This window comes from Clostridium sp. MF28 (genome assembly GCF_002969175.1).
In the GTDB taxonomy this organism is placed as follows: Bacteria; Bacillota; Clostridia; order Clostridiales; family Clostridiaceae; genus Clostridium; species Clostridium beijerinckii.
Genome location: NZ_CP014331.1, coordinates 5,150,804 through 5,163,040, shown reverse-complemented (window position 1 = coordinate 5,163,040; position 12,237 = coordinate 5,150,804). Strand labels below are relative to the sequence as shown.

The following is a 12,237-nucleotide window of genomic DNA, read 5'->3' as shown; positions in this document are numbered from 1 at the left end:
CTATAATTAGTATAATAAATTTATCTAAAAAAAAGTAGGAATCAATTAGAGATTCCTACTAAATTATTTCAGTATTAAGATATATTTAGATTACAACTTATCTATCTTTGCCTATGTTTAAAGATATAAACATCTTATTAATCTTATAAATATACATAATCATTCATTACAGGCTGTAAGCCTTTAGACTTAATTGCTTCATACACTTCATCTACTGATCTGTTATCTGCAATTTCAAATTGATTATCTCCCCTGTCTTCTGCATCTTCCGCATGGCTTCCTATTCCTGTACTTACACCTGCTGAAATCTTAGTAGCTGCTAAGCCAATTACATTATTACGAAATCTTTCGCATTCTCTTGTAGAAATCGTAATATTAGCAAAAGGCATAAAAAGACGGTACGCTGTAATGACTTGCAAGAGTTGTTTCTCATGCACATCCTTTGGATTAATTTTATCATTATTAATAATTGGTCTTAACCTTGGACATGAAAATGCTATCTCTGCATGCGGATACTTTCTTTGAAGAAGGTATGCATGTACCCCTGTCGCAAAAGCATCTTTTCTAAAGTCATCTAGGCCAAGTAATGCTGCAAATCCAACACCACGCATCCCACCTTTTAGAGCTCTTTCTTGCGCATTAAGTCTATATGGAAATATGCGCTTATGCCCTTCAAGATGAAGTGTTTCATATTTATCTGAATTATAAGTTTCCTGGAATACAGTTACAAAATCTGCACCGCATTCTTGAAGATATTCATATTCATCAGAATTCATAGGATATACTTCTAATCCTACCATCTTAAAATACTTACGTGCTATCTTACAAGCTTCTCCAATATATTTTACATCTGACATTTTTCTGCTTTCACCAGTAAGCAGAAGCACTTCCTCCAAACCTGTTTTAGCTATTGCCTGCATTTCTTTCTCTATTTCATCGAAATTTAACTTCGCTCTGCGTATTTTATTATGACAGTTAAATCCACAATAAATACAATAGTTCTCACAATAATTTGCTAGATATAGTGGTGTGAACATGTAAACTGAGTTACCAAAATGCTTTCTTGTTTCCTCTTTAGCTAATTGAGCCATCTCCTCTAAAAACGGCATAGCTGCTGGTGATAATAATGCTGCAAAATCTTCTATGGTACGATAATCATTATCCAAAGCCACTCTAACATCTGTTTCTGTATACTTATTATAATCATAAGCTTCCATGTGATTAATTACTTTATCCATTACATCTGATTCTAATACTTCCATCCCAGCCATATATTCCATGTGATTTATACGTTCTTCGCTCATAGTCTGCCTCCTAATCTTCTAAAAACCCAGTTAATGGTGATGACGCAGAAGCACCTTTATCTAGAACTCTACCTAGTCCTGAAAGATATGCTGCACGTCCTGCCTCAATTGCTTGTTTAAATGCTCCTGCCATAGCTGGAATATCACCAGCTGTCGCAATTGCAGTATTAGCCATAACAGCTGCCACTCCCATTTCCATAGCTTCACAGGCTTGAGATGGTCTTCCAATCCCTGCATCCACAATAATTGGAAGATCTATTTCATCTACTAATATTTTTATGAATTCTTTTGTAGCTAAACCTTTATTAGATCCAATCGGTGATGCAAGAGGCATAATACACGCTGCTCCAGCATTAACTAAATCACGAGCCACATTTAAATCTGCATGCATATATGGCATTACTATAAAACCTTCTTTAGCAAGAATCTCAGTTGCTTTAATAGTCTCATAATTATCTGGAAGCAAATATTTTGAGTCATGAATTATTTCAACTTTTACAAAATCACCACAATTCATTGCTCTTGCAAGTCTTGCAATTCTAACTGCTTCTTCCGCATTTCTTGCCCCAGATGTATTTGGAAGCAATGTAACACCCTCTGGAATAAAATCCAAAATATTTTCACCTCCGCTTGTATTAGCGCGTCTTAATGCCAAAGTAATCATCTGTGCGCCTGCATTCTCAACTGCAGCCTTAATTAAATTCAAATTATATTTTCCAGACCCTAGTATGAATCTTGATGAGAATTCATGTCCTCCAAGTGTTAATACATCTTTTTTCATTCCAATACTCTCCTTTAGCATTTTTCAGCAAGAACTAGCAGTATATAAAATTCGATTATTAAAATAAATTAATATTTATAACCAAATTATTAAATAAATAACTTAATTTAAAAGCTTGTCCTTTTCTAATCTAGATCTTGCAGTAAAATTATTGTTTTTATTGTTGATAATATACATTAGTGATATTTCTGAATTTATTAATGCATCAGCCGCCTCCAACAAAGCTAATTACTTCTAAAGAATCACCATCTTTAATATTTGTCTGCTTATATTGGGGTTTTGGCATTATTTCACCATTTAGCTCAACTACAATCTTATCTATTAAATATCCTTCACTGATAAGAAAGTCCTCTAACGATAATCCAGTTGCATTATCTGCCTCTTTTCCATTCACTTTTACCATTTAATCACCTCTTAAATATTTAATATGACTAAAAAAGGCCACACGAAAAAATACACCCAAGGTGGTGTACCCCTTCGTGTGACCTTCACACTCTGTAAATGATTATATCATTACACTAAGTTGGTGTCAAATTAACTTTAATTCAAAATGCATTACAAAATCAAAAAACAAATTTTTGTAATGCATTTTTATCTTATTCTGACTATTTTTCATTATATATTTTATAAGCATTCTTTAATAAGCCTTTATATAAAAGACTACTTCCAACAAGTGAAATAATAATGCAAATTCCAAATATAATTACATAATTCCTCAATATTATGGCAGCTACTACTAAACCAGCTCCTAATATAAATATAATAAGCATAATTAATAGAGGTATATAATTATTTTTAAACATAGCTTTTTCATTTTCCCATTCCAATTTTGGTGATTTAAAGTCTATATATAATCCCAATAAAGTTACCATAAGTATTGATCCAAATGAAGATATCGTCCCGAGCAATATTATGATAGGACTTACGTTTACTAATAAGAGTCCTAAGACAACTATAACCATCCCAAATTCATTTATAAATAATGATGAAAGAATCTTAGAGTATAGCTGAGTTTTATATTCCACAGGAATATACTTCGATACAATAAAATCTTTACCTTCTCTTGAAAGTGCACTTGCACCTGCTCCACCTGACATTATACATACCGTTCCACCTACAAATGCAATTGCTATGGTAATCGCATTCCATTTGGGACTACTATTTAATAAATACCTATACTCTGATAGTTTACCACCGGAAAAAAATGCAACACCCATTACTGCCGGCATGTAAAACATCATCGCTATGCAATTAATAAAGAATTGAGGAGTTCTGAATAAGATTTTAATATCTTTTATAATTAATGCTTTTAACTTTGAATTTTCTTTTATTATCTTATCTGCCTTACCGTTTTCTAAAATATTTTCCCTCTTGCTATAAGTTTCAGAAATACCTATTACTCCCTTTAAATATAACTTTCCTCCTATATAATAATATATTATGAAAATGATTAAACTTAGGCATAAAGACATAAGTATATTAAGCAAGCCTCTAATGTCATTGTTATATAATAGCGCATTTGAAGAAAATCTACTTGTTATGAAAATATCATTTAGCGTACTCATCGCGCTGTTATTTCCATCTGAAAATCTTTGAATCATTTGCTGTGAATTTGTACTTCTTCCAGAACTTGATGTAAAAAGATTGAATCCTACTATCAATATTAGTGATGCACACCCTGTAAATACTCTAAATGCATCTTTATGCTTAGATAAGCTAGTGAACCTCATAAGAATCATGCATATTAATGATGCCAATACCATCGGTATAATAGGAGTTATTAATAACACTATAATTCCATATGAATAATACAAGAAGCTTGCCTTTGACACAAATCCATAGACTATAAGTGGCAAAATCAACATTGATGTATACACATACATATTAATTAACACTGCCATAAACTTTCCAAATACTATTTCACTGCTTTTAAAAGGAAGTGGTAATATAACTTCAATATCATTTGAAAAGTATAAGATATTTATTATTGTATACATTCCAAAGATGAAAGAAACACTCTCCCCAATTGACAATATTATTGATAATAATATTCCTTCCTGTCTCATAGCATGAAGTGGTCCGTAGCCTTCACTTATTATTACAGTAAAAGGCATAGATAACATTACTACAATAAATATCATTAGCATCACTGCGAATACAGGTTTCATTTTCTTACTACTAGCAAACATTTCCTCAAATGCATTTCTTATAAAATAGTTTGTTATTATCTTAAGCCTACTCATCTTGAATCATCTCCAAAAACATCTCTTCCAAGGATTCATTCTCTTTAAACTCTTTTCTCATATTGCTTAGTGTTCCATTAAATATTAATTGCCCTTTATTAATAATCGCGACTTTATCACAGACTTTCTCTGCAACTTCCAACACATGTGTAGAAAAAATTACGGTATTTCCTTCATCAGCATGTTCTCTCATCATTTCTTTTAATGTAAATGCTGATTTTGGATCTAAACCTGTCATTGGTTCATCTAAAATCCAAACTTTTGGCTTATGAATCAAAACTCCCATAAGAACCACCTTTTGTCTCATACCATGAGAATATGAATGTATCTTATCTCCTAATGCCAACTCCATTTCAAACCTTTTTGATATTTCTTTTATCCTTAACAATCTTTCTTCCTTTGAAACCCCATAAACATCAGCCATGAAATTTAAATATTCCATTCCACTTAATCTTAAAAACATATCCGGGCTATCTGGAACATAACCAAATTGCTCTTTTGCTCTAACTGGCTCTTTACTAATATCAATTCCGTTAATTTCAATTTTTCCCGATGTAGGCGATATTATTCCAGTTATCATTTTAATAGTTGTTGTTTTTCCAGCCCCATTAGGCCCTAATAATCCATATATTTCTCCATCCCTGATTTCCAAATTTAAATTGCTTACCGCATTATAATTTCCATTATAACTTTTTGTTATATTGCTTATATTTATCATAAATTTATCCTCTCCTTGGAATTATTATACTAAAACTCGGTCTTATAACAACTTAAATAAATCTTAATTTTAGATTAATTATTCATCTCCTTTTAATATGCATCCATAATCCTACAATTAATAAAGCTATTATTGAGAATTTAATAAGGAGTATATAACTTCTAAAATTATTATATACATCCTTAAAAAATGTATTTAAATAAATTTAATCCTACAGAAAAACTCTTTTTAATATTTACTAAATACTACGCTGCCTTATAATTTTGATAACATTTTTCTCAATTCATCAATATCATTTACTGGAGCCATACATGATTTTCCTTTACATAAATAATATGTAGATTTTTCATTTATAAGATCATATTCCTTAAGAAATGGTGCTAAATCTTCTATTTCATTTCTATTTTCATCATTCTTAATTATTATTGTTAAATTAAAAATAGGTCTTTCACTTAATAAATCTTTGATTTTTTCTTCTTCACCTTTATCATTAGTAACACATACTAATTCTTGTGATTCATTTAAAGCAAATGATGCAGCCATTAAAAAGAATGAATGATTTATCTCTTCATTAAATACTGAGCCACAAATAAAATCAAATTGTTTCTCTGCCATTTCTTCAAGAGTTAAATCTCCAGTAAGTCGTGCAAGCTTTATTAAATTGTAAGCTGCAACAGAATTTCCTGAAGGCATAGCACCATCAAAAAGTTCCTTAGGTCTAGCAATTAATTTTTCACTATCCTCACCATAAAGGAAGAATCCATCTTTTTCATTATCCCAAAATAAGTTAATCATATCCTTATTTATTTCAATCGCCTTATTTAAAAACTCAATATCATAACTACTTTCATAAAGCTCTATAAGTCCAAAACAAAGAAAAGCATAGTCATCTAAATAAGCTTTATGACGCGAATCCTTATCTCTATACCTTGCAAGAAGCCTTTTATTTTCGTCCATCAAGTTATTGAAAATAAACTCTACTGCTTTCTTAGCATATTCAAAGTATCTTTCATCCTCAATAACTTTATAGGCTTTTCCAAGTGCAGCTATCATAAGTCCATTCCATGAAGTTAAGATTTTATCATCTTTATGTAATTCCGTTCTGTCACTTCTATATTGAAGTATTTGTTCACTAAGTAAATTTATCCTATCATCTGACTTATGAAAGTTTTTATTTTTTATTAAATTCGGAATGCTCTTGCCCTCAAAGTTCCCATCAGAAGTTATGTCAAAATAATCATTAAAATACGTACCATCTTCTTCTCCTAAAACACTTAAAATTTCTAAAGGTTCAAAAACATAATATTTTCCCTCTTCACCTTCGCTATCTGCATCTTCAGCACAGTAAAATCCACCATTTTTACTAGTAAGCTCTCTAAATACATATTCTAGCACTTTTGTTGCAACCTCTTTGTAAATCTCATTTTTTGTGACCTCGTACCCCTCTAGATATGAAATAACAAGCAAAGCATTATCATAAAGCATCTTTTCAAAATGTGGTACCAACCAATTATTATCCGTAGAATATCTTGAAAAACCAAAACCTATATGATCAAATATTCCACCTCTATACATAGAAATCAAGGTTTTTTCAGCCATTTCTAAAGCTTTAATTTCTTTATGAGATTTATAATATCTAAGCAAAAACATTGTTATATGAGGCGTCGGAAATTTAGGTGCATCACCAAAGCCTCCATACTTTTCCTCAAAAGCGTGTAAAATTTGATTATACCCATTTTTTAATGTCTTAGATGTCAACTTCAATTTGCTTGTTTCACCATCAAAATAGCCACCAAGTTCTGATAAAATACTATTACCAGATGATATAAGCCTATCCTTATTCTCCTTCCATTGCTTATTTATTGAATTTAAAATATCCATAAGTCCTGGCATATTATATTTAGCCTTTTTAGGGAAATAAGTACCTGCAAAAAATGGTTTTTGATCTGGAGTCATTATCACTGTAAGCGGCCAGCCTCCATGGCCGGTTAAGGCTTGGCAAACTGTCATATATACACTATCAATATCTGGTCTTTCCTCTCTGTCCACTTTAATCGCAATAAAACTATCATTCATAATTTCTGCAATTTCCTCATCTTCAAATGATTCATGGGCCATTACATGACACCAGTGACAAGTTGAATACCCAATCGATAAAAAAATAGGCTTATCTTCCTCTTTAGCTTTTGCAAATGCTTCATCCCCCCATGAATACCAATTTATTGGATTATTAGCATGTTGCAATAAATAAGGAGATTTTTCATTTATTAAATTGTTGGCTTTTATTGTAGATAACATATAAACAACACTCCTTTTATACTTTATTAAAATTATCTTTGCCACGCTGAAAAAATATATACACTTATATAATACATACAATAAAAAGCTTATTACTTTATTATTTTCAGATTAAAATCTTTCTACCTATCCATACTATACTTATGAAAGGAGTGATAGCATGAGTAATGATAGCAGTAAATTTGATAATGAATTCAGTGATTTATCTACAGAAGATATATATTTCATAAGACAAATGGAAAACAGAATAAATGAACACCATAATCCTCCAGTATGCCTTATAGCATATGATAAGCAAACCGAAGATAAGTAAAATTTATAAAGCAGATAATTTAATATTTTTTATAAATTATTACTTAGCATAAAAATCATTTTAAGTGGAAAGTTACTAATGTAAATAATAAATCTTAGATAAAAACATACTATTATTAAACTCTATTAGTTTAAAGGAGGAATAAATATGAGAATTCGAGAAGGAGCAATACCAACCGCATTAGGTACAGTTGTAACAGGTGTAGGTGCAGCTATGGTGGCAGTAGAAATGACACCAGTTATCGCTGCTGGAGTTGTTGGGTTCGGTGCAGCTCACATGGTTCTTGGAGCTATCGATCTAGTTGAACATAAGAAACATCATAGACGAAGATAAATAAAATAGGCTAATATAATTATCTGGCCTGGTAGATTATAAATTTAATCCACCAGGTTTTTTATTTATTTTTACAATCTAATTTCAATTATATTGATTATTTAGTATATGTAGATTATACTAAAATTAATTTGTCGACAGTATACATTGTATAAATATTGAAATTAATTAATCGTTTTAACACAATCTATAGGAGGATAAAGTAATGGAAAAATATAAAATTGAAAAAGCACCTTCTTACTATGATCAAGCTTACAATTCTATAAAAGCTATGATATTTAACGGTATTTTAAAACCCGGAGATAGGATTTATGAATCCAAACTTGCCAGCGAATTTCAAATAAGCAGAAGTCCAGTAAGAGAAGCTATACGTTCTTTAGAAAAAGATGGACTGCTTGTTATTGGAGATAAATCAAAAATTACAATTTATAAGCCAACTAAAGAAGACATCGAAAATATTTACGAGTGTCGCCAAGCTTTAGAATCTCAAGCTGCAAAATTAACTACTCTTAAAGCATCTGATAAAGAATTAGATGAAATTGAAAAGGTATTAGTAAAAATTCAAAAAAACATAGAAAGCTTTGATGATACACTTACCAAAAGTATTATTGAACTAAATACTAAATTTCATGATTTAATCTTAGATTTCAGTCAAAATAAACATCTAAAAAAATTGAGTAAAGATTTGAGTTCTCTCACTTATTTTTATAGATCTATAGATGTTTATGAACCTGATCGTAATATGGATATTTTCAATCATCATCTTGAGATATTTCATTATATTAAAAAGAGAGATGAAGAAAAAGCATATAAAGCTATGTACAACCACATAGACAACGATTTAAAACATTTGAAAAATATTTTATCAAAGGATTGCATTATATAAGTCAAAGTGTAATCCATTATTCTTTAATTCAATTAGTTAAAAATATATTAAAGGAGAATTTATAATGGTTATTTTTAATGCATTAGGAAGTGTATTCAGTATAGTTCTCATGATTTCTACTGGATTCTTTTTATCTCATAAAGGCTGGTTTGATGAAAAAACTTCAAAGCTTTTTTCAAGACTAGTGTGCAATCTTGCTATCCCCTGCCTCATGATTTCACAATTTACAGAAAGCTTTGATAAAGAGAAACTATTGAGTCTTAGTGATGGATTATTCGCTCCATTTACATCCATGGCTATTGGTTATATAATTGCCGTAATTGTTTCTAAAGCTATTAAAGTGGACAAGAAACGAATTGGTACCTTTAGATCAATGTTTTTTGTATCAAATTCTATATTTATTGGTCTTCCAGTGAATATGGCTTTATTTGGTGAAAAAAGCATCCCGAATGTTTTATTATACTACATAGCAAATACTACATTTTTCTGGACACTTGGTGTATATGAAATTAGTCGTGATGGCGACTCTACCAATGCCAATATCTTTTCCTTTGATACAATAAAACGTATCATGTCACCTCCTTTATTAAGCTTTACTTTTGCTGTTTTACTTATATTACTAGATATTCATCTTCCAAAGTTTGTTCTAGATACTTGCAAATATTTCGGTAATTTAACAACACCATTAGCTATGTTGTTTATAGGGATAACAATTCATTCTGTTAATTTCAAAGAATTTAGATTTAGCTGGGACATGCTAGCAATACTTTTAGGAAGGTTTGTCATTTCTCCTATATTAATTTTGTTATTGTGTAATTTTGCAAATACCCCTTTACTTATGAAAGAAGTATTTGTTATTCAAGCAGCAATGCCAGTCATGACTAATACAGCAATAGTATCTAAACGTTATAATGCAGATTACGAATATGCTACGATAAATACAATCATAACAACTATTTTTAGCTTAATTGTCATTCCAATTTATATGTTATTACTAGCTTGAACTCATAAGCATCTGTTAAGCCATTATATGAGTTTAATATATAACTCCTGCATTTCAAAAATTGCTAATGCTAAACTTTATTCCTTAACACTAAAAAAAGAGCAGCGTTTAAGCTACTCTTTCTAATATAAATTATATATTTATTTTTTATTAAACTTTACAATTTTGATTGTATAAAAATCTATTTCTCTTTATTGGATGCGGTACTTGGTTTACGCACCATCGAATAAATCACAAATACTGTTATTATTACAAATGTCATTTGTACCCCCCTAATCTATTTGTTAATTATATATTACTATAATCATGTAATCGTATCAATGGACAATTAGTGGCACGAAAAGATAAAAAATACATTTTTAAAGTAATAAACAAAATATCTTTAGTCATTTTTTGAAAAATATAACTTACATTTTCTCGTATAAAAAAATTCCATTAACTAATAATATTATTGTTAATTAAAATAATATTATTAGGAGGTAACAACTATGAAACCAGAAAAAATGAGTTCACCAAACCAAGGAATCAAATGCGTTGTTAATACATGTCAATATTATATGTCAGGTGATCACTGTTGTGCACAACAAATAGAAGTACAACCTAAAAATGCTAGCGATACTCAAGAAACAGACTGTGCTACATTTATCCCTGAAAACCAAATCTAATTTTATGTATGTGCTCGTTGGATTCACTTCAACGAGCTTTATTTTGTATTTATAGGAATCTTTAATCATAAGACATCAGACATCACTATTGAAAGCTAGACTCTTTTATTATATTATATAAACATAACCTAAAAGACCAGCTAATAATAGTCAAGTTAATTTTAAAAAAAATAGTTTTTGGAAAAAGAGTATGGCAAACAAACCGTTTCAAAACACGAACGGTTACAGAAATTGGAATAAAATTAAGCGACTTTGTTTAAAGAGTTATTTTCTAGGAACATTTGCTTATGTATTTTTGGATCTCTTTGCTCAAACGGAGTTTGATTTCGGAGAACAGCAAAAATGTAGTTTATAATTTTATGCATTATAGCGACTAAGGCGATTTTAGGCTTTTTGCCTTTAAGGTTTATTTGATAATAATCTAATAGGACTTTATTTATAGGAACTCCATTACGATTGTTACGGATTGAAGCTAGTGCAACAGAATATAATGCTCTTCGACCGATTCGAGTTCCTCTTTTTGAAATTTTATTATCATCGCCTTTAAAATTACCTGATTGATTAACTGAGCTATCAATACCAAAGAAAGCTACAAGATGTTTGGGCTTAAGAAAACCATCAATATCACCTATTTCAGCTATTATAGTAATAGCAGTTAATTGCCCTATGCCAGGAATTGAATCAATTAGTTCAATATTAGCTCTAATAGATTCAGGAAAAGTTTCAGACTGTATAAAATTGTTAATTTTCTGTAGCAATGTATCAATCTCTGATTGAATAGTTTTTATTAATGTTATAGAGCTGGCTATTTTGACGGCTAAACCGTCTAACGGTAAGCCAATTATTTTAGCTTCATTAGCAACCTTAAATAATTTGGAATATGTATTTTCCGACCAGATAATGCCCTTTTTAGAGCTATTAAGGAAAATCTTAATTATATTTTCCTTAGGTGCCTCTAAAATTGATTGTGGCGTTGGGTATTGACTTAAAAGCTCAATTGAACTTTTAGATGTTGAATCTGAAAATATAGTATTATAGCCAGGAAAAATAACTCTTAAATCAGCGGATAATTTTTTCTTAAAAGTAGAGCTAGTATCTGTAAGTTTGTAATACTCTCTTACAAGATTTTTCAGAAGAAAAATATCAAGGCTAAGTTGTTGTGATAACTTAATGTTTTGAAATTTTCCTATTGTTGCAATAGATAAAGCGTCTTTTTTATCATTTTTCACTTTTCTTATGTCGCCATTTTTGTTAGACTTAGTAACGAGTGGATTGATAACAAATGTGTTATCGAAATATTTATTAAGATAGTGGAAAAGAGATAAATGGTACACGCCAGTGGACTCCATGAAAATTGCAGTTTTCATGTTAAACTCTTCTTCCACTTTTTTTATTTCATCAACTAAGTGGTTGAAGCCATTGAGATCATGCTTTATTTTAAATGACTTCTTATAAATATCACCATTCGGTGCGAGTATTGCAGTATATGAAAAATCAGCTGAAACATCAATTCCTATTACAGGACTATAAAAAAAATTAGACATTGTATATATCTCCTTAAATTAAATTTTAGATATAGAATAGAACTTCCACTCTGTCAGATAGCTTATAACCTTGTTTGTGACACGGGTAATTCCCGAAGGGAAACCCAACCAGCTAAACATAGAATTCTACCTGATGAAATGATACGCTT

12 protein-coding genes are annotated in these 12,237 nt (G+C 30.2%); 5 read left to right on the top strand and 7 right to left on the bottom strand.

All coding sequences use genetic code 11. The features are described 5' to 3' along the window. Positions 1-143: 143 nt before the first annotated feature. The 6 genes from thiH to AXY43_RS22700 all read right to left on the bottom strand — a co-directional run bounded on the left by thiH (position 144) and on the right by AXY43_RS22700 (position 7,344). On the bottom strand, positions 144-1,304 hold the full coding sequence (gene thiH, locus AXY43_RS22725; RefSeq protein ID WP_011968848.1) for a 2-iminoacetate synthase ThiH: 1,161 nt from the start codon (positions 1,302-1,304) through the stop codon (positions 144-146). Positions 1,305-1,314: 10 nt separating this feature from the next. Beyond that, positions 1,315-2,085 (bottom strand): thiazole synthase, encoded by a 771-nt coding sequence (locus tag AXY43_RS22720; protein WP_011968847.1) that lies wholly within the window; start codon positions 2,083-2,085, stop codon positions 1,315-1,317. Between the two features lie 205 nt (positions 2,086-2,290). Continuing rightward, positions 2,291-2,488: a sulfur carrier protein ThiS gene (gene thiS, locus AXY43_RS22715; protein ID WP_011968846.1), complete on the bottom strand. Its 198-nt coding sequence runs from the start codon at positions 2,486-2,488 to the stop codon at positions 2,291-2,293. Positions 2,489-2,690: 202 nt separating this feature from the next. Continuing rightward, positions 2,691-4,328, bottom strand: coding sequence for a putative ABC transporter permease subunit (locus AXY43_RS22710; protein WP_087701471.1), 1,638 nt, complete (start codon positions 4,326-4,328; stop codon positions 2,691-2,693). Next, entirely contained in the window at positions 4,321-5,046 is a 726-nt protein-coding gene (locus AXY43_RS22705) for an ABC transporter ATP-binding protein (RefSeq protein ID WP_011968844.1), read from the bottom strand. The genes AXY43_RS22710 and AXY43_RS22705 overlap by 8 nt, the downstream gene beginning before the upstream one ends. Before the next feature lie 255 nt (positions 5,047-5,301). Further along, a complete protein-coding gene (locus AXY43_RS22700; RefSeq protein WP_105412202.1) occupies positions 5,302-7,344 on the bottom strand; it encodes a thioredoxin domain-containing protein in 2,043 nt (680 codons plus the stop codon). A gap of 160 nt (positions 7,345-7,504) precedes the next feature. Between AXY43_RS22700 and AXY43_RS28130 the strand changes: the two genes are divergently transcribed. From AXY43_RS28130 to AXY43_RS22680, 5 genes are all read left to right on the top strand, one after another. After that, on the top strand, positions 7,505-7,657 hold the full coding sequence (locus AXY43_RS28130) for a hypothetical protein (protein ID WP_023976360.1): 153 nt from the start codon (positions 7,505-7,507) through the stop codon (positions 7,655-7,657). Positions 7,658-7,804: 147 nt separating this feature from the next. After that, a complete protein-coding gene (locus AXY43_RS22695) occupies positions 7,805-7,990 on the top strand; it encodes an asparagine synthase (RefSeq protein WP_041895663.1) in 186 nt (61 codons plus the stop codon). Positions 7,991-8,195: 205 nt separating this feature from the next. Continuing rightward, positions 8,196-8,876 (top strand): GntR family transcriptional regulator, encoded by a 681-nt coding sequence (locus tag AXY43_RS22690; RefSeq protein ID WP_023976361.1) that lies wholly within the window; start codon positions 8,196-8,198, stop codon positions 8,874-8,876. Between the two features lie 64 nt (positions 8,877-8,940). Then, complete coding sequence (locus AXY43_RS22685; protein WP_087701474.1) at positions 8,941-9,879, top strand: AEC family transporter; 939 nt, start codon at positions 8,941-8,943, stop codon at positions 9,877-9,879. A gap of 488 nt (positions 9,880-10,367) precedes the next feature. Then, positions 10,368-10,544 (top strand): DUF1540 domain-containing protein, encoded by a 177-nt coding sequence (locus AXY43_RS22680; protein WP_017208809.1) that lies wholly within the window; start codon positions 10,368-10,370, stop codon positions 10,542-10,544. Positions 10,545-10,786: 242 nt separating this feature from the next. Here the strand turns inward: AXY43_RS22680 and AXY43_RS22675 are convergent, their stop codons facing one another. Then, positions 10,787-12,088, bottom strand: coding sequence for an IS110 family transposase (locus tag AXY43_RS22675; protein ID WP_105410909.1), 1,302 nt, complete (start codon positions 12,086-12,088; stop codon positions 10,787-10,789). Between the last annotated feature and the right edge of the window lie 149 nt (positions 12,089-12,237).